Here is a 20,725-nt window from a genome sequence, read left to right as displayed (position 1 = left end):
CACCATCGCCGCCGCGGCAGCCTGCTCGGCCGACCGCTCCCGCTCCGACTTCCTCATCTTCCTCTGATCCGCGCTCACAGCATCGGATGCCATCACTGTCCGTACCCATCCCGCCGGATTTCACCCCGGCGTGTCGGGCCAGAAACACCGCTCACGACACAGTCCCGGGGACGGGACGATCGATGGTTTGGTCGCCGCCACCGGTTCTCCGTGTCCGATGCGAGCATGGCGGTTCGTTCCCCATTACCGTGGGCCCGTGACCGCGACCGCATCCGGCTTTTACTGCTCCTTCGAGGACGGCGAACCGCCACCGGGCACGGGATCGCGACTGCGGGTGCACGTCGGTTCCGGCCCGGTCCGAGCACCCGCGGCACGGACGGGTGCGGGTTTCACCGGCATGCGGGCACTGCACTACGCGACGTCGGCGGCAGGACAGGCTCGGGCCGGCCTGTTCGCCGTGGACGTCGTGGTCAGCGAGGACACCGAACTGTCCTACGTGGTCTTCCCGGAACTGACGCGCTGGCCGTCCTACCGCAGTACGTTCGTCGCCATCGATCTGGAGTTCGACGACGGCAGCACACTCGCGGGCAGGGCGGCAAGCGACCAATACGGTTTCGGGCTGACCGCCGCGGCCCAGGGTGCGGCCAAATCCCTCTCGGTGGACCAATGGAACCTGGTGCGCTGCAGGGTCGGCGCAGTGGCGGCCGGGCGCACGATCCGCGCCATCGTGCTCACCACTGATGCGCCCGAAGGCGACGACGAACTCAGCGGCTGGCTCGACGACGTGCGGATCCGCACGGCCCGGCCGGCGGCGGAAGCGCTCGACGCGGTGGACCACGTCCGCACGACCAGAGGCAGCCACGCGAGCAGGCAGTTCTCCCGGGGCAACACCTTCCCCGCCACGGCGGTGCCGCACGGCTTCAACTTCTGGACGCCCGTCACCGACGCCGGTGCACTCGACTGGATCTACGAGTACCACCGGGCGAACACCGAACAGAACCAGCCCGCGCTTCAGGCGTTCGCGGTCAGCCACCAGCCGAGCCCCTGGATGGGCGACAGGCACACCTTCCAGATCATGCCGGGATCAGGACCGGTGACCCATCGACGGCCGGACAGAGCTCAGCCCTTCGCGCACGCCGACGAGACCGACCGCCCGCACCACTACGCCGTCCGTTTCATCTCCGGCATCGAGACCGAACTCGCGCCCACCGAGCACGGAGCACTGCTGCGGGTGGCCTTTCCCGAGGGCAGCGGCTGGCTGCTGTTCGACAACGCGCGCAACCGCGGCGGACTCAGGGTCGACCCGGCGACCGCGACGGTCTCCGGACACACCTGGGTGCGCAGCAGGCTCTCGAAGGGCGCGCGCCGGATGTATGTGTACGGCACAGCGGACCGTCCGGCGACCGGCGGCGGACGCATCCGCAGGCCGTGGTGGCGAACCGTCACCGGGTACCTGACCTTCGACAGCCCGGTGGTGACACTGCGGATCGCCACCTCACTGATCAGCCTCAGGCAGGCGCGGCACAACCTCGAACAGGAGTTGCCGGCGTCGGTGACGTTCGACGAGGTCAAAGATCGAGCGCGGCAACGGTGGCAGGACGAGCTGGGCCGGTTCCAGATCGAGGGTGCGAGCCAGGACCAGCTGACCACCTTCTACTCCAACCTCTACCGGCTGTTCCTCTACCCGAACGTCGCACACGAGAACACCGGGGACGCGCAACATCCCGTTCCCCGCCACGCCAGTCCGGTCCAGCGCCGCTGGTGGCCGAGCACCCGCAGGCGAACCGGCGCGCGGGTGATCGATGGCGAGATCTACGTCAACAACGGCTTCTGGGACACCTACCGCACCACTTGGCCCGCATATGCCCTGTTCACACCGGAACGTTGCGGGGAACTGATCGACGGATTCGTCCAGCACTACCGGGAGGGTGGGTGGATCCCCCGCTGGTCCGCACCCGGTTCCGCCGACCTGATGACCGGGACCAGTTCGGACGTGGCGTTCGCGGACGCCTATCTGAAGGGGGTGCACGGTTTCGACGTACTCGGGGCCTACGACGCGGCCGTGCGCAACGCGACGGTCACTCCGCCGGACCGAGGTGTCGGCAGGAAGGGACTCGCCGAGTCGATCTTCCTCGGCTTCACCCCCACCGCGACCAGGGAGGGACTGTCCTGGGCACTCGACGGCTGCGTCAACGACTTCGGCATCGCCAACTGGTCACAGGCCCTGTACGAGCAGGCGGAGCCCGACGACCCGCGGCGGACGGAATTCCGTGACAATGCGGCGTACTTCCGCAACCGCGCGCTGCACTACGCCCATCACTTCGACAGCAGAACCGGGTTCTTCCGCGGTCGCACGAAGGACGGGAACTGGCGAGGTCCCGCTGAGGACTACGACCCTGCGCACTGGGGTCCGGACTACACCGAGACCAACGGCTGGAACACCGCGTTCAGCGCGCCGCACGACGGGCAGGGGCTCGCCGCGTTGCACGGCGGCAGAGCCGCACTCGCGGCCAAACTCGACCGCTTCTTCGGCACTGCGGAACGTGGCGGCAAGCCAGGTGACTACGGCGCGGTCATCCACGAGATGTCCGAGGCTCGCGAGGTCCGGATGGGCCAGTACGCCCATTCCAACCAGCCCTCGCATCACATTCCGTACATGTACAACCATGCGGGCACACCCGCGAGGACGCAGGAGAAGGTGCGCGAGATCCTGTCCCGGCTCTACCTCGGCAGTGATCTGGGACAGGGCTACGCGGGCGACGAGGACAACGGCGAGATGTCCGCCTGGTATGTCCTCAGCGCGCTCGGGTTCTACCCGCTGGCCGTGGGCAGCCCGCACTACGCGATCGGCTCGCCACTGTTCACCAGGGCCACCGTGCACCTGCGGGGCGACAGAAAGCTGGTGATCAACGCCCCGGAGAACAGTGCCGACAACATCTACGTGCGGGGGTTGAAGGTCAACGGCGAACAGCACACGTCCACCTCCATCGGCCACGCGGTCCTCGCCGAGGGAGCGGTGCTCGACTTCGACATGGGCCCCGAACCCTCCGATTGGGGCAGCGGGGAGACGGACGTCCCGCCGTCGCTCGGAACCGAGTGGCCCGCACCTCTCATCGACGTCGTCGCGACCCTGCGCTGCTCCGACGGCACCGACCCCGTGGCACTCGTGGACGACACCACCGGCACCGAGGCTCGATTCTCGGTCCCGGCCCCGGTCATCGACATCACCGTCGACGGACCCGCGTCCCGCGTACGGATTTACACGCTCACCTCGGGCCGTCAGGAAGCCGACCCGCGATCGTGGGTGCTGGAGGGCTCTCCCGATGGCGCCGACTGGACCGTGCTGGATGAACGCACCGACCAGACCTTCACCATGCGCCGGCAGACCAGAGCGTTCACGATCGCCGATCCCGCAACCGTGCGTCATTACCGGTTGCGGGTGCGCGCGACCGACGGTCCACGACTGTGCCTCGCGCAGCTGGAGCTCCTCGCCGAGCCGGAGGCAGCCTCGTGATCCGCGGGCTCCTGGAAAACGCGCTCGACCGCATGGCCGCGTCCGATCCCGGCTTCGTCCGGCTACGGGTCGCCGCGTCGGCCGTGCTCGGCATCGCCGTCGCGGTGGCCGTGCTGCTGCCCGCCGGGCAGCCGCTGACGATCACCCTGGTCGGGGCCATCGCGGCGATGATGGCGGCGTTCACGGTGAACGATCCGACCCCGGTGGGTCAGGCGCTCACGCTGCTGCTCGGACTGCTCGCTGGCGCCGTGTCCCTCACCTCGGCCAGCCTCGGCAACGACGTTCCGCCGCTGGACGGCGTCATCTTCGTGCTGCTGATCTTCGTCGCGGTGTACGCCCAGCGCTTCGGTCCTCGAGGGGTCGCGCTCGGGTCGATCACGTTCTTCCTGTTCTTCTTCGCGATGTTCCTCGGCACCTCGCTCGCCCAGGTACCCGCGCTGCTGGCGGCGCTCGCGGTGGGGATCGCCGCCAACGCGCTCGTCCGCTTCCTCCTGCTTCCCCGCCGCCCCGACCGCGAGCTGCTGCGGATCCGCAGGGCGTTCCGGGCCCGGCTCGCCACCGTGATCAGCACGTCGGCGAGCTACCTCTCCGGTGGCGGGAACGACCGGACGCGCAGGCAACTACGCAAGGCCGACTCCCGGCTGCACGAGTGTGTGCTGCTGATCGAGGACACGGCGGAGGACGTCATCGGCACACGTGCGGCCGGGATGTTGCGCAGGCGGGCGATCGAGGTCGAACTCGCGGTGCAGTGGCTCTCGATCACTACCCGCCGAACCTGCGTCGAGGAGCTCGCACCGGAGATCAGGACCGAACTCGTCGCGCGGCTGCGCCGGTTCAGAGCGTTGATCGAACGCGATCCCAGGGATCTGCCGCTGATCAGTGACACCGAGGAGTTCAGCCGGATGCTGGTCGAGGGCAGCAGCCTGCGGGAACGTCCACAGCCAGGTGATGAGCTACGCAGGGCCATCGCCGAACTCGCACTCGCCGATGTCAACGCGCAGCGCGTCGCCGAACGGGACTATTCCGTAGAGCTGGCCGAGAGCGAGCCCGTGCAGGAGCCCGGCACGTCCCCGGAACGGGAGAAGACCAGGATCTTCGCCTTCGACAACCAGACGCGCAGCGCGCTGCAAGCCGTCGTGGGTGGTGGGCTCGCGGTGCTCGGGGGCGAGCTGATCTCGCCGCAGCGGTGGTACTGGGCGGTGCTCACGGTATTCGTGGTGTTCCTCGGCTCCTCCACCGCTGGCGCCACCTTCGTGAAGGGTGCACGGCGTCTCGGCGGAACCATCGTCGGGATCTTCGGTGGCGCGCTCTCCGCATTGCTGGTGGGCGGGAACCAGCCCGCGACGATCGGGCTGATCCTCGTGTGTGTCTTCGGGATGGTCTACGTGTCGCGCGTCTCGCAGACCGCGATGGCGTTCTTCGTCACGACGATGCTCGGGCTGCTGTACAGCCTGCTCGGCACGTTCAGCTACTCGGTGCTGGGCGTGCGGCTCGCGGAGACCGCCGTCGGCGCACTGGCCGGGGTGCTGGCCGCGGTGCTGATCGTCCCGGTGCGGACGAGAGCGGCGATGCTCGACGATCTGCGGGACGTGCTGACCGGGCTCCGCGAGTTCCTCGACCGGGCCACCGGCCTGCTGGCTGGCACCGAGAACGTCAACGTGATCGAACTCTCCAGGGACCTCGACCGGGCCGTCGGGCGGCTGCGGGCCACCGTCGAGCCGCTCACCCACCCGGTCAACCTCAGCGCTCGCAGGGACTACGGCTGGTACGTGCTCAGCGGGGTCGAGGCGATGGCGTTCCGGGCGCGGCATATCGCCGCACGAGCACAGCCGGGCCTGCTCCACGGGCAGCCCGCGCTGTACGACCTCGCCGGTCGGATCGGGCGCAACGTGGACACGCTGATCGAGATCACGCACGACCCGTCTTCCGCGGGCGGTCACGTCCTGTTGCGGGCGACGGGAGAACCGCCTGGCGAAACGGCACCGGAGATCGCGCAGCGCTCGGTGCTCTCCAGTCTCGGCAGGCTCGATATCGGTGTGCTGGCGCTCGGTCCTGCCTTCGACGTCCCGGTGCGCGACACTGATGAGCCGGCGGTCACGCTCAACCGATCAAGGTCGACGTGAGGCGACGCACCCGCTACGCCCCCGCCGCGCCGGATAGCATCGCCCGCACAAGCAACGACCCCGTCAGCAGGAGAACGCAATGACCCAGGCCCCTGTCAACGTCACCGTCACCGGCGCCGCCGGCCAGATCGGCTACGCACTGCTCTTCCGCATCGCGTCCGGTCAGCTGCTCGGCCAGGACACGCCGGTGAAGCTGCGCCTGCTGGAGATCCCGCAGGCTGTGAAGGCGGCCGAGGGCACCGCGATGGAACTGCAGGACTGCGCATTCCCGCTGCTCGCCGGGATCGACATCTTCGATGACGCCAAGCAGGCGTTCGAGGGTGCGAATGTCGCGCTGCTGGTCGGCGCCCGCCCCCGCGCGAAGGGGATGGAGCGTGGCGACCTGCTCGAGGCCAATGGTGGCATCTTCAAGCCGCAGGGCGAGGCCATCAACGCCGGCGCGGCCGAGGACATCAAGGTGCTCGTGGTGGGCAACCCCGCCAACACGAACGCGCTGATCGCCCAGTCGCACGCCCCCGACGTCCCGGCCGAGCGGTTCACCGCGATGACGCGCCTGGACCACAACCGCGCGCTCGCGCAGCTGTCGAAGAAGCTCGGCACCCCGGTCGCCGACATCAAGAAGCTGACGATCTGGGGCAACCACTCGGCCACCCAGTACCCGGACATCTTCCACGCCGAGGTCGCGGGCAAGAACGCCGCCGAGGCCGTGAACGACCAGGCGTGGCTGGCCGACGAGTTCATCCCGACCGTCGCCAAGCGCGGCGCGGCCATCATCGAGGCACGGGGCGCGTCGCCCGCGTCGTCCGCCGCCTCCGCGGCCATCGACCACGTCAACACCTGGGTGAACGGCACCGCCGACGGTGACTGGACCTCGATGGCCATTCCTTCGGACGGTTCCTACGGCGTGCCCGAGGGCCTGATCTCGTCGTTCCCGGTCACCACCAAGGGCGGCAAGTACGAGATCGTGCAGGGCCTCGAGGTCAACGACTTCTCCCGCGAGCGGATCGACGCCTCGGTCCGCGAGCTCACCGAGGAGCGCGACGCGGTGAAGCAGCTCGGCCTGATCTGAGCGGCTGGCGCGCTTTCGAAGTTCCCCAATGTGGCATTCGGGAACCTGAGCGTCTCCAATGCCACATTGGGGAACTTCAACGTCCCCAATGTGGCATTGGGGAACTCCCCTAGCCGATGAAGTTGTGGCGGCGCAGGAGCGGCTCGAGTTCAGGGTCCCTGCCGCGGAATTCGCGGAAGGCCCGCATCGAGTCGATGCTGCCGCCGCGTGCCAGCAGCTTCGACCGGAAGTGGTCCCCGTTGGTCCTGGTCAGGCCACCGTTCTCGCGGAACCACTCCACCGAGTCGGCGTCGAGCACCTCACTCCAGATGTAGGAGTAGTAGCCGGCGCTGTACCCGCCGCTGAAGATGTGCGCGAAGTAGGTGCTGCGGTATCGCGGCGGAACGGCGGGCAAGGCCACGCCTTCCTTCTCCAGTGCCTCGGCCTCGAACCTGGCCACGTCGCCCGCCTCGATCCGCTCCCCCGGCGCCAGTGCGTGCCAGGCCTGGTCCAGCAGTGCCGCACCGAGGTATTCGGTGGTGCGGAACCCCTCGCCGTGGTGTTGTGACTCCACGAGCCGGTCCACCAGCTCCTGCGGCAGCGGCTCCCCCGTGCGGTGGTGCCTCGCGTAGTTCGCCAGCACCTCCGGCCACAACGCCCACATCTCGTTGACCTGTGAGGGAAACTCCACGAAGTCGCGTGGCACGTTGGCCCCGGAGAACTTCGGGTAGTGCACATCGGACAGCAGACCGTGCAGTGCGTGGCCGAATTCGTGGAACGCGGTGATCACCTCGTCGAAGGTGAGCAGCGTCGGCTCGCCCTCCGGTGGCCGGACGATGTTGAGGTTGTTCACCACCACCGGGCGTTCGCCCAGCAGGCGGGACTGTTCGACGAAGTTGTTCATCCACGCGCCGCCGCGTTTGGTGTCGCGGGTGTAGTAGTCGCCGAGGAACAGGCCCAGTCCGCTGCCGTCGGCGTCGTGGACCTCGAACACCCTGACCTCGGGGTGGTAGACCGGGAGGTCGTGGCGTTCGGTGAAGGTCAGCCCGTAGAGGCGGCCCGCGGCGTAGAAGACGCCGTCGATCAGGACCCGTTCCAGTTCGAAGTACGGCCGCAGGGCGGCGGTGTCGATGTCGAACCGTTCCTTGCGGACCTGTTCCGCGTAGTAGGCCCAGTCCCAGGGCGCGAGCTCGCCGCTGTGCGCTGGGTCCGCGTCGGCGACCTGCCGCAGCTCGTCCTGCTCGGCCTGCGCGTTGCGGGCGGCGACCGGCGCGAGCTGCCGCAACAGGGCGAGGGCGGAGTCCGCGGTACCGGCGGTCTGGTCGGAGATCATGTAGGCCGCGTGGTCGGGGAAACCGAGCAGGCGTGCACGTTCCGCCCGCAACTCGGTGATCCGGGCCAGCGTCGCCGAGTTGTCGTGTTCGTTGCCGCGCGCGGCCCGGCTGACCGACGCTGTGTGAATCCGCTCGCGCAGTCCGCTGTCGCGCAGCGAGGCCAGCACGGGCTGGGCCGTCGGGAGGCCGAGCTTGATCAGGTAGGCGCCGTCGTTGCCGCGTGCGGTCGCCGCCTCGGCGGCCGCGGCGATCGTGTCCTCGGACAGCCCGGCCAGCTCGGTCGCGTCGGAAACGAGCACCGCCAGGTCGTTGGTGTCGGAGAGCAGGTTGTTCTGGAACCGGGTGCTCAGTGAGGACAGTTCCTCGTTGAGCGCGCGCAGGCGTTCCTGGTCCGGCTCGGGCAGACCCGCGCCTGCCCGCTGGAACTCCAGGCGGTAGCGCTCCAGCAGCCACGCCGTCTCCGGATCGAGGCCGAGTTCGTCGCGGCGCGAGTACAGGTCGTCGATCCTGGTGTACAGGCGCGGGTCGAGGTGGATGGCGTCGGCGTGCGCGGCCAGCCGTGGCGCGATGTCGGCCTGGATCTCCTGGATTCGCGGGGTCGAGTCCGAACCCGCGAGGTTGAAGAACACCGCGGAAACGCGTCCGAGTAGCCGGCCTGACCGTTCCAGCGCGACGAGAGTGTTCTCCACCGTCGGAGTGCCGGGGTCGGTGGCGATCCGGTCGATCTCGGCGGCGTGCTCGGCGATACCCGCCTCGAAGGCGGGCAGGAAGTGCTCGTCATCGACCCGGTCGAACGGTGGCAGCCCATAGGGCAGGTCACTCGGCGCGTCGAACGGGTTGTCCCCAGTGGTCACTCTCGATCCTTTCGTCCCGTCGATCCCCCGACCGCGGCGTCGGACGACGCCGGGTCTCCCTCCTTGCCGCTCTCGGGCTCCGGCGGAACGATGCCGCCGAGGTCGGCCCCGTGGTCGTTCATCCTGAGCACGAAAGGGCGCAGCTCGGTGTAGCGGACCACCGACACCGAGCCGGGCTCGACGACGATGCGCTGGAAGGAGTCCAGGTGCTGGCCGAGGGCGTCGGCGAGCACGGACTTGATCATGTCGCCATGGGTGCACGCGACCCATACCGCGTGCGCACCGTGCTCCGCGGTGATCCGCTCGTCGTGGCGGCGGATGGCGCGGACCGCGCGGCACTGCATGGCAGCCAAGCCTTCACCGCCCGGAAACACCGCCGCGGACGGGTGGGCCTGCACCACTCGCCAAAGCGGTTCGTTCGCCAGATCCTTGAGTTCCCGGCCGGTCCAGTCGCCGTAGTCCACCTCGGACAGTTCGGGATCGGTTTCCGGTGTCAGGCCGCGCGCCTCCGCCAAGGGCGCGAGGGTCTGCGCGCACCGCTGTAGCGGAGACGCGACAAGCGCGGCCAACGGGATTCCCGAGAGTCGCTGGACGAGTGCCTCTGCCTGTGTTCGCCCTGTGCTGTCGAGGTCGACCCCGGGCGAACGCCCGGCGAGCACACCCGAACCGTTCGCGGTCGAGCGGCCATGGCGCAGGAGGATGACGGTACCCACGCCGCCACCCTACGTGCCGGGCGATCACTGGACACGCTGTCGGCGGTTCCGGCTATACGACCGGGCCTGCCTCCGGGTCGAGAACTCCGCTGAAGACCAGGACGAACAGCAGGATGCCCAGCGCGATCCGGTACAGCACGAACGGGACGAAGGTGCGCTTCTTGATGAACGCCATCAACCAGGCGATCACGACGTAGCCGACGCCGAACGCGACGATCGTCGCCAGGATCGTCGGTCCCACCGCGGGTCCCTGCCCCGCCCCTATGTCGGCGAGCTTGTAGAAGCCCGAACCCATTACCGCGGGGATGGCCAGCAGGAAGGAGTACTCGGCCGCGTCGGCACGTCTGTACCCGAGCAGCAGACCGCCGGTGATCGTGCCACCGGAGCGGGACACCCCGGGAATCAGGGCGAGTGCCTGCGCGAACCCGTATCCGAGACCGTGCGGGACGGTCAGGTGGTCGAGGTCGCGCTCCTTGCGCCCGATCCGGTCGGCGATCCAGAGCAGGATGCCGAACACGATGAGCGTGGTGGCGATCAGCCGCAGATCGCGGAACGCGTGCTCGATCTTTTCCTGGAACAGCAGTCCGAGCACGACGATGGGCAGTGAGCCGACGATGATCAGCCAGCCCATCCGCGCGTCGGGATCGCTGCGGTACTCCGGCTTGTAGAGCGAGAAGAACCAGGCGGAGAGGATGTTGACGATCTTCTTGCCGAAGTAGAGGATCACGGCCGCCTCGGTGCCGAGCTGTGTGACGGCGGTGAAGGCGGCGCCGGGGTCGCCCCAGCCCGCGAAGGCGGCGGTGATGCGCAGATGGGCGCTGGAGGAGATCGGCAGGAACTCGGTCAGCCCCTGGACCAGGCCCAGCACGATCGCTTCGAACCAGCTCACGTCAGCGCTCCCGGGAGGCGGGTGGCGCGCTGGGGCGCGGCGTGGGCATCGCACTTGTCGAAATCGAGAAGCATTCGCACGGGCGCCGACACTATCGGGCGAGCGATCCCGGCTTAACGCGCCTTGGTCAAGTAGATGATCTGACGAAGGTTAAGGTAGAGGGCCATGGAAACTCGGCAGCTCGGCGCCTCTGGCCTGAGGGTCTCCAGGATGGCTCTCGGCACCATGTCCTGGGGTACCGAAACCGACGCCGAGGAGGCCGCGAGCCAGCTGGTCGCGTTCGTCGATGCGGGCGGCACGCTGGTGGACACGGCCGACATCTACGGCGGCGGCGAGAGCGAGCAGGTGCTCGGTTCGCTGCTGTCCGACCTGGTGCCTCGTGCGGACATCGTGCTCGCCACGAAGGCCGTGGCGCGACGTACCGAAGGGCCGTTCGGCGGTGGTGCGTCCAGGGGTGCGCTGCTCAGCGCGCTCGACGGTTCGCTGCGCAGACTCGGAGTGGATCACCTGGACCTATGGCAGCTGCACGCCTGGGACAGCCATGTACCGCTGGAGGAAACACTCTCGGCACTGGATTTCGCGGTCACCAGCGGCAAGGTCCGTTATGCCGGAGTGTCGAACTACTCGGGCTGGCAGCTCGCGACCGCGGCGACCCTCTCCAGGGAAACGCGCATCGTGTCCACGCAGGTGGAGTACTCGCTACTGGAGCGCGGGATCGAACGTGAGGTCGTGCCCGCGGCGGCCCATCACGGCATCGGCGTGCTGCCCTGGGCGCCGCTGGGTCGCGGGGTGCTGACCGGCAAGTACCGCACGGGCACACCAGCCGACTCCAGGGGCGCATCGCCGACGTACGCGGGCTACGTGGAGCAGCACCGCACGGAAAGGGCGGGACGGATCGTCGAGGCGGTCGCGACGGCCGCGGACGGCCTGGGGACCTCACCGCTCGTCGTGGCGCTGGCCTGGGTGCGGGACCGGCCAGGGGTGGTCGCGCCCGTGGTCGGTGCGCGGGACACCGGGCAGCTGACCGGGTCACTGGCGGCGGAGGAGCTCACACTCCCGCCGGCGATCAAGGCAGCCCTCGACGACGTTTCCGCGATCGACTTCGGCTATCCGGAGCGGTGGCCTCGGTGACGGTGCCCGGTCATCGAGATGACGCTCACGTGACGAGACAACGCCCGTGGGGGATGCTGGAGAGAACCGTCAGCCACGAACCGGAAGGTCACTCGGTGAAGCACATCGCCACCGCCCCGCTGGTCGCGATCGGCCTCGCCTGCACGCTGGTACTCGCCGGGTGCTCCGAGGTAGATGCGGGCGGTGATCCGCTGCAGGTCGTCGCGGACCCCGTGGCGGCGACGGCTGCGGTGTCGCCGGCCACGACGGTGGAGCCCGAGGGGACGGTCCTGCCAGCCGAGGAGGTCGCCGCGCTGGCGGTGGCGCCGGCCAGCCGGACGCTGGCGGTCGCCGTCGAGCAGCCACCGTCGGTGGTTCTGCATGATCTGGACGCGCCTGGCGCGAAGCCGCGCAGCGTGGCCTTGGCGGGTGCCGTCGAGAATCTGTCGGTGCAGGCGGGACGGTTCGTGGCGGCCGTTCCCGAGACAGGCAGCGTGGTGTGGATCGAGCCGTCCGGGCGCAAAGTGAGGACGGTCGACGTGGCCGGTGCGCCCGTTTCCTCGGTGACTCAGGACGGGCGTTCGCTGGTCGCCGTACGGGATCGCAAGGCCATCGAGGTGCTCGATGGCGAGACGGTGACGAAGACGATCTCCGGTGAGCTGTACAGCGCTGATCAACTGGTCACCGCTGGTGGACACACGGTGGTGCTGGACCGGTTGCGGACGGCGTTGTTCGAGGTGGATGTCGAGGCCGGCACGGTGGACGTCGGCCTGCGGGCGGGCCAGGGCGCGACGAACGCGGTGGCAGATCCGTTCGGTCGTGTGCTGGTGACCGATACGAGGGCGGGTGCGCTGCTCGCGTTCTCCACGGACCCACTGCTGCTCCGGCAGCGGTACCCGGTGCCGGGCGGTGTCTACGGGATCGCCAGCGATCCGGAGCGGCAGCTGGCCTGGGTGACGCTGACCGAGCGGAACGAGGTCGTCGGTTTCGACCTGCGCGGCGGCGAGCCCGAGGAGAAGTACAGGTTTCCCACTGTTCGGCAGCCGAACTCGGTGGCCGTGGACGACCGCACCGGTCAGGTGGTGGTCGGCTCGGCGGCTGGAGAAGGGATTCAGGTGATCACGCCATGAGCGGAGAGGACAGCGAGGAGAGTTCTTTCACGGAGAAATGGGAGTACCGGCGGCTGCAGCTGCCGCCGGGTGTCTCCCGTCTCTCCGCGGCCGTCCAGCTCTCCATACAGGCGGAGTTCTCGGGGTGGGAGCTGTCGAACGTGCGCCTCTACGCGGACGGGACGAGGCGCGTGTGGTTACGCAGGCGCCGGACGCTGGCGGCCGCGGGGCTGCCTGGCCCGATCATCTGACAGTGCGTGGCGAGAGTCGCGGATCAAGACGTCGTGCTGATCCGTGGGACTCGGCCGGCGAAGTCCGATTGTCGAGGCGGCAGGGCGCGATGCAACGGAACTCGGACAGCCGAGAGGCACTGGGGCCTGGTCACGATGCACGCAGGAAGCGGTCGAGCACCCGGGTGCCGAAGCGCAGGGCGTCGACGGGGACCCGCTCGTCCACGCCGTGGAACAAGGCGGAGAAGTCGAGTTCGGCGGGAAGCTTGAGCGGCGCGAAGCCGAAGTTGCGAATGCCGAGGGTCTGGAAGGCCTTCGCGTCTGTCCCGCCGGAAAGCATGTAAGGAAGTGTGCGGGCGCCGGGGTCCTCGGCGAGCACGGAAGCGGTCATGGCATCGACAAGGGCGCCGTCGAAGGTGGTTTCGACCGGCGGCAGCTCCATCCACTCCTTCTCGATGTCCGGGCCGAGGATGGCGTCGAGCTCCCGGTCGAACGCCTCGAGCCGGCCGGGCAGGATGCGGCAGTCGACAGCGGCCTCCGCGGTGGATGGGATGACGTTGGATTTGTAGCCGGCTGTGAGCATGGTGGGGTTGGCGGTGTCGCGGAGGGTGGCGCCGATCATGCGGGAGATGTTGCCGAGCTTGGCGACGGCGCCGTCGATGTCGTCCTCGGGAAAGTCCCAGCCGGTGATCTCGGTGACTCCGGCCAGAAACTCGCGGACGGAGTCGGTGAGGACCAGGGGGAAGCGGTGGTTGCCGAGGCGGGCGACGGCCTCGGACAGTTTGGTGACGGCGTTGTCGCGGTGGATCATCGAGCCGTGGCCGGCGGTGCCGCGCACGCGCAGCTTCATCCAGCGGATGCCCTTTTCGGCGGTCTCGATCAGGTAAGCACGGACATCGTCCTTCAGGGTGATGGAGAAGCCGCCGACCTCGCTGATCGCCTCGGTGGCGCCCTCGAACAGGTCGGGCCGGTGCTCAACGAGCCACTGTGCGCCGTACTTGCCGCCTGCCTCCTCGTCAGCGACGAAGGCGAAGATCAGGTCGCGCGGGGGGACGATGTTGTTCCGCTTGTAGTGGCAGGCCAGGGCGAGCGTCATGCCCACCATATCCTTCATGTCGACGGCGCCACGGCCCCAGACGTAGCCGTCCTGCACCGCGCCGGAGAACGGGTGCACCGACCACTCGGATGCGTCGGCGGGCACGACGTCGAGGTGACCGTGGATGAGCAGGGCGCCCCGCGAGGGGTCAGCCCCGGGCAGCCGAGCGATGACGTTGTGCCGGTTCTTGGCACCCGACTCGACGTACTCGATCTCGTAGCCGGCCGAGGTCAGCTTCTCGGCGACGTACTCGGCGGCCGCCCGCTCGCCGACCAGGGTGTCCGGATCACCCGTATTGGTCGTGTCGATCCGAATCAGCTCGCTGGTCAGCGTGACCGCGTCGTCTGCGGCTGTCTCGATCTGGTTCTGCTCACTCACGGTGCCGGCCCGCCCTGTTCGATCGTTCGGTTTGCTCACTACCTGGCATTCCTACCATTGCCAGGGCAAACACCGAGACAGACACCGTGAGTCACCCCCACCTTCGCAGGCTTCGGAGGGCTCGTATACTGTGTTCCCAGCAAGTCCGAGTGGCGGAATGGCAGACGCGCTAGCTTGAGGTGCTAGTGCCCTTAACGGGCGTGGGGGTTCAAGTCCCCCCTCGGACACCAAAATACGGAGTGGACTCCGCTCCTGACACGTACTTGAACACTCGCTGCTGGCGGCCTCGCCGCAGGCCAACTCCTCATCGCCTTCCGGCGCTCTGGCTCCACGCGGAGGCGCCGTGAGTCGCCCCCCGATCACCGCGATCGTTCCCGGCATGCGGTCGCAGACGGGCTGATACAGCATGCCGACGATCCAGCGCGGAAAGTGGCCAAGCCGCGGCGGCCACCCTCCACCCGTCGCGCAGCACCCGCCTCGCCGAGATCAACCAGGTCGCCGCCACGACCGGCAATGACCCCGAGCTGGACTCCCTAATGCTTCGGCTGCATACCGAGACCGCCTGCCGTCGCGGCGGTGCCCTCTCCCTACGGATGCGGGACCTCGACCCGAACCAGTGCCTGATCTTGCTGCGGGAGAAAGGAGACACGGTCCGGTGGCAATCAGTCTCTCCCACCCTGATGACACACCTGCAGCGGCACGCTTGGTCACGATGAACGAAGGTGCCGGGCACGACCGGGGGACCGCCTCGAGCGCGAGCTTCTCTGGGCGGACGTCCAGCAGATCTCTACTCAGTGGCTCCGAATCCCGACTAGTTGGGCGTCCTTGTCCGCGCTGGCCTGGAACGGCAGGCCAGCCGAGCGGCGTCCTCCCTTGCCGGTCGGCGACGGTCTCCCAGGGCAGAACTCCGTACTGGCCGGTTCCATCACCTTCGTCGCCGCTGACTCACGATGCGCCGTTCACATAGTTGTGCCGTCACTCAGTCGTGTTCGGGGAGTCCGTGTACCTGGTGCTCGGCGGCGTTGAGTGACTCAGCAAGCAGGCGGCGGACGTGACCGCCTCGAGCCGCGTAATAGGCGCGGCGGCCGTCGCGGCGAAGGTTCACCAGTCCGGCGAGTTTGAGTTTGGCCAGGTGCTGCGACACGGCCGGGCGGGCGATCTGTACCGCGGCGGCCAGTGTGGCGACGTCGTACTCGTCGCCGGAGAGCAGCCACAACATCCGCATACGGGTGGGGTCGGCCAGCATCCGCAGCGCGGTGGAGGCCACCTCGATGTGCCCGGGGGGTGGCAACTGACCCCACTGCTCTCTTGTGATGTCGTGTGCGTACATAAGCACCTATGATTACATGGGCTGCCGTTGTCACCCGAGAAGGTCGAGGTCCCTGGTGTCGTTGTTCGCTCATCGTGATTACCGGCATCTGTTCGCAGCACAGGTAGTGGCGTTGTTCGGCACGGGCTTGGCGACGGTGGCGCTGGGCTTGCTGGCCTATGAGCTGGCTCGCGCGGACGCGGGTGCCGTGCTGGGCACGGCACTCGCCATCAAGATGATCACCTATGTGATCGTGGCGCCACTGGCCGGTGCCTACGTCGGCCAGATCCCGCGACGCACGATGCTGGTGAGCCTGGACGCCGTGCGGGCGCTGGTCGTGCTGGCGCTTCCGTTCGTAGATCAGGTGTGGCAGATCTACGTGTTGATTGTGGTGCTGCAATCGGCCTCGGCCGCGTTCACCCCGACGTTCCAAGCCGTGCTGCCCGACATCCTGCCCGACGAGCGCGACTACACCAAAGCCTTGTCGGCTTCCCAGCTCGCGTCAACCATGGAAAACCTGCTGTCCCCCGTTCTGGCGGCCGCGATGTTGAGCGTGCTGAGTTTCCACTGGTTGTTCACCGGCACCTCGGTCGGTTTCGCCATCTCGGCGGTCCTGGTGCTCACCACCACGGTCCCGAACGCGCTACCCGCCGCTCGCCGGGGAGCGTGGGACCGAATCTCGTCCGGGACCCGCATCTTCCGGGCAACACCCCGGCTACGCGGACTGATGGGCCTGAACCTCGCCGTGGCCGCTGTCGGGGCGGTAGTCATGGTCAACACCTTCACCTACGTCCTGGACACCCTAGGGCGGTCCCAGGCCGACGTGGCGGTGTTGTTCGCGGCCAACGGTCTCGGCACCATGGTGGTCGCACTCAGCCTGCCGCGCATGCTGGACCGTGTACCGGAACGTCGGGTCATGATGTCCGGCGCAGTAGTGCTGCTGGTGGGCCTGGCCAGCGTGATCATCCTGTCGATGGTGAGTGCGGCCGTTGCCCGCTGGCCGATGGCGCTGGTGGTGTGGGCGGTGATCGGCACCGGAACCGGCATGGTACTCACTCCCGTGGGCCGGGTCTTGCGCCGCTCCAGCGCCTTCAGCGACCGCCCCGCTATTTTCGCCGCTCAGTTCTCCCTCTCCCACGCCTGCTGGCTGCTGACCTACCCCATCGCCGGCTGGCTCGGTACCGCCGCCGGATTCACCACGACCTGGGGTGTGCTCGCCGCGATCGGCGTGAGCGGACTCTCGGTGGCACTGAAGTCCTGGCCCAAACACGATCCAGATCTTCTCGATCACGTCCACCACGCTCCCCTGGCCGACCACGATCATGTCGCAGACGCGATCGAGATTGAGCCCGGCATGTGGCAGCACCGCCACACCTACGTCATCGATGACACCCACGAGCGCTGGCCCACCAGTGCGCGGTGACCCGATCGCCGACAACGGCTCTTCGAGTCTCACCCCACTGGTGGCCACGAACCAATCTTGCACGGCAACGCTACTTTCGATGCGAATAGTAACTGGACGTGAAAAAGTCGCATGACTCCCGGGCGCCAAAAGAAAGCGATCCAGCCAACACGGCATTTACCCGAATAGATGCGCAAGCGAACCCCACAACACTGACCACGCGCATCAATCTAGATAACCGCAAGTCATGGGACTCACGTCCGGGCAAAGCTGCTCACCAGCTCGCGCCCGCTCATTGTCGATTTCCCAGCGCCGGCGTCGAGCTGGCTCACCGTCCGGTGCCGCATTGACAACGAGCCTCCCAGGCGAAAGAAGCTCGACAAGATTCCGATGCACTACCCGGTACGGGCCCGCACCGTGTGGCCGCCAGACCGGAACCATCGTGGTCACCAGCGGCGCCACTTGGAGACGCTCGACGCCCTCTTCCCCCCGAAAGTAGGTAAGTTTGCGTGGGCGGTTTAGCCGAGCCCAGCACGGGTATTGCCGTGCGAGGTGATGCCTGTTGAGGGCTCGCGTTGACGAACATCGGAAACTCGGAAGGGACGGCGTGGAATGACCGTGGCAAGGGAGATGCTGCAGACCTACCCGAAGGATCTAGGTGACATCGACCGGGAGAAGACCGCTGCCTGCATCGAGGCGTGTGTCGAATGCGCCCAGGCGTGCACGGCCTGTGCTGATGCTTGCCTGAGCGAGGATACTGTCGCCGAGTTGACCAAGTGCATCCGCGCGAACTCGGATTGCGCGGACGTCTGTGACACCACCAGCCGCGTATTGTCCCGGCACACCGGCTACGACGCCAACTTGACTCGAGTGGTTCTGGAAGCCTGCGCGCAGGCGTGCAAATCCTGTGGCGACGAGTGCGACCGGCACGGCAGCAAGCACGATCACTGCCGGATCTGCGCGGAGACATGCCGGCGCTGCGAACAGGCCTGCCGCGACTTGATCACGTCCCTGGGCTGACTGAACAGTCACCCATGCCGTTGGGCCCGCCCGAGACTTCAAGCGGGCACACGACAACAACCACACTCAGCAGTGGATGTGTGTGCTAATCGATGACAACTGGGTTCAGGCCCTCGACTGGTGCCAGTCGTTGTTCTCAGCGGTGAGTTCGTAGTTGCGGCGGAAAGTCCGCGCATTATGAGCGGAGACGGCAATTGGCAAACACCCCTACGCGAATGTCGGCCCTGATTCAACCCGGGATTGTCGAAAACGAAGCGCGACAACCAGACGGTCCACGATGAGGGGGCGTGCCCGAGTTACCGAAAGTCGCAACCGCACCCACGAATTGTTGACCAGCACTCGACGTGCATCGCGGTAATGCGGCCCGGTCCAAGGCCGTCCCAAAACCCGCAACAGCTAGTTCGACTATGAACCCGGGGTGGTTCATAGTCGCTCAGGCCTTCTGGGCCTACTGGTCCAGTTTGATCGGTTAGCGGCACCTGCGGTCCTGCGCTGATCGCCAACCGCACAAGTGCATTCGTCCGCATCGCGCCGCGCCCTGCCGGGTGTTCCGGCGGACACAGAGATGGCGGCTCCAGTCCTGTGCGGCGACCACGCCCATTTTCCGCAGGCGAGTTGCGCCGGGACAGTATGTCGTTCAGCCCGCACCACGAGGCCCGTGGGCGTTCACCTCGCGGCACAGCCATACGTGATCAGCTTCCTAGGTGTGATCGCTCCGCCTCGACAGTCAACCGGTAGTTCGGGGGTCAGCGGATCGTGAGGTAGAGCAGCAGCACGTTGAGCGCGCTGATCACCGCGGCCACCATCCAGGCGAGAATGACGGTCGACCGGTGGTTGGCGTCGGTGCCCATGAGGCGGCGGTCGCTGGTCAACCGCACCAGTGGGGCCAACGCGAACGGGATACCGAAGGACAGCACCACCTGCGAGATGACGAGCGCCCGGCTGGGGTCCACACCGGCCGCGAGTACGACGAGCGCCGGAGCCAGTGTGAAGAGTCGACGAAGCAGCAGCGGAACGTGTCTGCGAAGCAAGCCTTGCATGATCATGGCACCGGCGTAGGCGCCGACCGAAGCGGACGCCAGACCAGAGGCCAGCAGGCCGATCGCGAACAGTAGTGCGACCACGGGACCGAGCGCGTTCTGCACCGCCGCCTGCGCTCCCTCGATCGAATCAACGCCGTCGAGTCCCTGCAGATTGGTCGCCGCGAGAAGCAGCATGCCGAGGTTGACGGCTCCGGCGAGCAGCATCGCAAGACCGACGTCGAACCGGGTCGCGCGAAGGAGGCGCCGCAGTTGGCCGTGCGCGGAACGGCCGTGCCTGTCGCGGGCGAGCCCGGAATGAAGGTAGATCGCATGCGGCATGACCGTCGCGCCCAGCATGGCGGCGGCCAGCAGAACGCTCTCGGCGCCGGCAAAGCGGGGAACGAGGCCACCGACCGTCGACGACACCGAGGGAGGCTCGACGAACAACCCGACCAGAAAGCCGATCGCGATCACCGCGAGGAATCCGATGATGACTCGTTCAAACCGGCGTGATCCGCCTCGGTCGTAGATCGCCAACAGGGCCAGCGAGACAACCCCGGTGATGAGTCCCCCAACAAACAGGGGTAAGCCGAACAACAGGTGCAAGGCGATCGCGCCGCCGACCACCTCGGCGAGATCGGTGGCCACGGCCACGAGTTCGGCCTGAACCCAGTAGGCCAGTCGCGCCGGACGGCCCAGTCGGTCCCGCAGAGCTTCCGGTAGCGACATTCCTGTGACCAACCCGAGTTTGGCGGAGAGGTACTGCACGAGGCCGGCCATCAGGTTCGCGGCGACGATTACCCACACCAGCAGGTAGCCGAACTGAGCTCCCGCGCTGACGTTCGACGCCACGTTGCCGGGGTCGACGTACGCGATGGCGGCGACGAACGCCGGGCCCAGCAACAGGAGGCCGCTTCGCGCGTGCGTCAACCGAGTCCGGGTCGCCGCCGATGTCATCCAGGTACCCCTCTGCAGATTTCGGTGTTCCGAAATTTGAGGTTAGTCTAACAAAACTCCATTGTCAGCCTCGCCCTGTGTCCTGAGGGGTCGGGAGGCAAGTACGTCGACCTTGTCTCGCTGGAGGAGGTCTGCGCTGGCGCCACTGCGACAGAAGGGCTCGGCGAGTTGGGCGAGGCAACCGTGCGGACAGGCCCCAGGTCGACCTCGACCATGCCGCCGGTACGGGCAGGACTTTCCGTGCGGGCAGTCAGGTGCCGGTTCCAGCACCCAGCGGAGTACTACGGCCTATAGTAGGCTGCTCGGTTGTAGCGATCGCACCCGACGCCGCATGGGAGCGCTGCCGATGAGTTCGCTGACCACGCCGACCAAGGGTTCCGGTGCTGCCGAGCGGCAATTCGCCGAAGCCGCGAGAAGTGCGGATCAGCGGTACCGCCTCGCCAAGGGCATGCGGCACCAGATGAACAAGGTCTTCCCGAACCACTGGTCGTTCCTGCTCGGTGAGATCGCGCTCTACAGCTTCATCATCGTGATCCTGTCCGGGGTGTACCTGACGTTGTTCTTCGACCCCTCCATGGAGGAGGTCATCTACAACGGCCCGTACCAGAACCTGCAGG

At 67.5% G+C, this 20,725-nt stretch carries 14 protein-coding genes, 1 tRNA gene and 1 pseudogene; 10 read left to right on the top strand and 6 right to left on the bottom strand.

What is annotated here, in order from left to right:
- The first annotated feature begins 217 nt into the window (after positions 1-217).
- From D0C15_RS31785 to D0C15_RS31775, 3 genes are all read left to right on the top strand, one after another.
- Positions 218-3,514, top strand: coding sequence for a GH92 family glycosyl hydrolase (locus D0C15_RS31785; protein ID WP_116051756.1), 3,297 nt, complete (start codon positions 218-220; stop codon positions 3,512-3,514).
- Positions 3,515-3,546: 32 nt separating this feature from the next.
- A complete protein-coding gene (locus D0C15_RS31780) occupies positions 3,547-5,637 on the top strand; it encodes an FUSC family protein (RefSeq protein WP_116051760.1) in 2,091 nt (696 codons plus the stop codon).
- 79 nt (positions 5,638-5,716) lie between these two features.
- Positions 5,717-6,706: a malate dehydrogenase gene (locus D0C15_RS31775; protein ID WP_116051755.1), complete on the top strand. Its 990-nt coding sequence runs from the start codon at positions 5,717-5,719 to the stop codon at positions 6,704-6,706.
- Positions 6,707-6,815: 109 nt separating this feature from the next.
- On the opposite strand, the gene D0C15_RS31770 is transcribed toward D0C15_RS31775, so the two are convergent.
- Genes D0C15_RS31770 through D0C15_RS31760 form a run of 3 tightly spaced genes read right to left on the bottom strand, consistent with a single transcriptional unit; the run spans position 6,816 to position 10,475 of the window.
- Complete coding sequence (locus tag D0C15_RS31770) at positions 6,816-8,873, bottom strand: M3 family metallopeptidase (RefSeq protein WP_116051754.1); 2,058 nt, start codon at positions 8,871-8,873, stop codon at positions 6,816-6,818.
- A complete protein-coding gene (locus D0C15_RS31765) occupies positions 8,870-9,586 on the bottom strand; it encodes a histidine phosphatase family protein (protein WP_116051753.1) in 717 nt (238 codons plus the stop codon). Before D0C15_RS31765 ends, D0C15_RS31770 begins: the two co-directional genes overlap by 4 nt.
- Positions 9,587-9,638: 52 nt before the next feature.
- Positions 9,639-10,475, bottom strand: coding sequence for an undecaprenyl-diphosphate phosphatase (locus D0C15_RS31760; RefSeq protein ID WP_116051752.1), 837 nt, complete (start codon positions 10,473-10,475; stop codon positions 9,639-9,641).
- A 165-nt stretch (positions 10,476-10,640) separates the two neighbouring features.
- Between D0C15_RS31760 and D0C15_RS31755 the strand changes: the two genes are divergently transcribed.
- From D0C15_RS31755 to D0C15_RS31745, 3 genes are all read left to right on the top strand, one after another.
- The gene (locus D0C15_RS31755; RefSeq protein WP_162830332.1) at positions 10,641-11,606 is read left to right on the top strand and encodes an aldo/keto reductase; all 966 of its coding nucleotides are present in this window, start codon (positions 10,641-10,643) and stop codon (positions 11,604-11,606) included.
- Between the two features lie 95 nt (positions 11,607-11,701).
- Positions 11,702-12,715, top strand: a complete 1,014-nt coding sequence (locus tag D0C15_RS31750) for a YncE family protein (RefSeq protein ID WP_116051758.1) — start codon at positions 11,702-11,704, stop codon at positions 12,713-12,715.
- Positions 12,712-12,945 carry a DUF5703 family protein gene (locus tag D0C15_RS31745; protein WP_091677086.1) on the top strand — a complete coding sequence of 78 codons (234 nt, stop codon included), beginning with the start codon at positions 12,712-12,714 and terminating at the stop codon, positions 12,943-12,945. The genes D0C15_RS31750 and D0C15_RS31745 overlap by 4 nt, the downstream gene beginning before the upstream one ends.
- A 130-nt stretch (positions 12,946-13,075) precedes the next feature.
- Here the strand turns inward: D0C15_RS31745 and D0C15_RS31740 are convergent, their stop codons facing one another.
- On the bottom strand, positions 13,076-14,398 hold the full coding sequence (locus D0C15_RS31740; RefSeq protein WP_116051757.1) for a M20/M25/M40 family metallo-hydrolase: 1,323 nt from the start codon (positions 14,396-14,398) through the stop codon (positions 13,076-13,078).
- Between the two features lie 143 nt (positions 14,399-14,541).
- Here D0C15_RS31740 and D0C15_RS31735 point away from each other — a divergent pair.
- Positions 14,542-14,628: transfer RNA gene (locus tag D0C15_RS31735), tRNA-Leu, on the top strand.
- A gap of 749 nt (positions 14,629-15,377) precedes the next feature.
- Here the strand turns inward: D0C15_RS31735 and D0C15_RS31725 are convergent.
- The gene (locus D0C15_RS31725; protein WP_116051751.1) at positions 15,378-15,728 is read right to left on the bottom strand and encodes an ArsR/SmtB family transcription factor; all 351 of its coding nucleotides are present in this window, start codon (positions 15,726-15,728) and stop codon (positions 15,378-15,380) included.
- Between the two features lie 52 nt (positions 15,729-15,780).
- Between D0C15_RS31725 and D0C15_RS31720 the strand changes: the two genes are divergently transcribed.
- Positions 15,781-17,130 (top strand): MFS transporter, encoded by a 1,350-nt coding sequence (locus D0C15_RS31720; protein WP_211323403.1) that lies wholly within the window; start codon positions 15,781-15,783, stop codon positions 17,128-17,130.
- A gap of 609 nt (positions 17,131-17,739) precedes the next feature.
- On the top strand, positions 17,740-18,129 hold the full coding sequence (locus D0C15_RS31715) for a four-helix bundle copper-binding protein (RefSeq protein WP_425455449.1): 390 nt from the start codon (positions 17,740-17,742) through the stop codon (positions 18,127-18,129).
- A gap of 746 nt (positions 18,130-18,875) precedes the next feature.
- Here D0C15_RS31715 and D0C15_RS31710 read toward each other — a convergent pair.
- On the bottom strand, positions 18,876-20,108 hold the full coding sequence (locus D0C15_RS31710; protein ID WP_116051748.1) for an Nramp family divalent metal transporter: 1,233 nt from the start codon (positions 20,106-20,108) through the stop codon (positions 18,876-18,878).
- Positions 20,109-20,454: 346 nt separating this feature from the next.
- Here D0C15_RS31710 and D0C15_RS35330 point away from each other — a divergent pair.
- A pseudogene (locus D0C15_RS35330) lies at positions 20,455-20,725 on the top strand (cytochrome bc1 complex cytochrome b subunit); the annotation flags it as partial.

It is taken from the genome of Amycolatopsis palatopharyngis (assembly GCF_003385185.1).
GTDB lineage: Bacteria > Actinomycetota > Actinomycetes > Mycobacteriales > Pseudonocardiaceae > Amycolatopsis > Amycolatopsis palatopharyngis.
This window is presented reverse-complemented; position numbering and strand designations above follow the sequence as displayed.

What these genes read in the sequence shown, in the direction of transcription:
- D0C15_RS31785 (WP_116051756.1), top strand. Translation starts at nt 218, where the DNA reads ATGCGAGCATGGCGGTTCGTTCCCCATTACCGTGGGCCCGTGACCGCG.
- D0C15_RS31710 (WP_116051748.1), bottom strand. Translation starts at nt 20,108, where the DNA reads ATGACATCGGCGGCGACCCGGACTCGGTTGACGCACGCGCGAAGCGGC.
- D0C15_RS31780 (WP_116051760.1), top strand. Translation starts at nt 3,547, where the DNA reads ATGGCCGCGTCCGATCCCGGCTTCGTCCGGCTACGGGTCGCCGCGTCG.
- D0C15_RS31715 (WP_425455449.1), top strand. Translation starts at nt 17,740, where the DNA reads ATGCTGCAGACCTACCCGAAGGATCTAGGTGACATCGACCGGGAGAAG.
- D0C15_RS31775 (WP_116051755.1), top strand. Translation starts at nt 5,717, where the DNA reads ATGACCCAGGCCCCTGTCAACGTCACCGTCACCGGCGCCGCCGGCCAG.
- D0C15_RS31745 (WP_091677086.1), top strand. Translation starts at nt 12,712, where the DNA reads ATGAGCGGAGAGGACAGCGAGGAGAGTTCTTTCACGGAGAAATGGGAG.
- D0C15_RS31725 (WP_116051751.1), bottom strand. Translation starts at nt 15,728, where the DNA reads ATGTACGCACACGACATCACAAGAGAGCAGTGGGGTCAGTTGCCACCC.
- D0C15_RS31755 (WP_162830332.1), top strand. Translation starts at nt 10,641, where the DNA reads ATGGAAACTCGGCAGCTCGGCGCCTCTGGCCTGAGGGTCTCCAGGATG.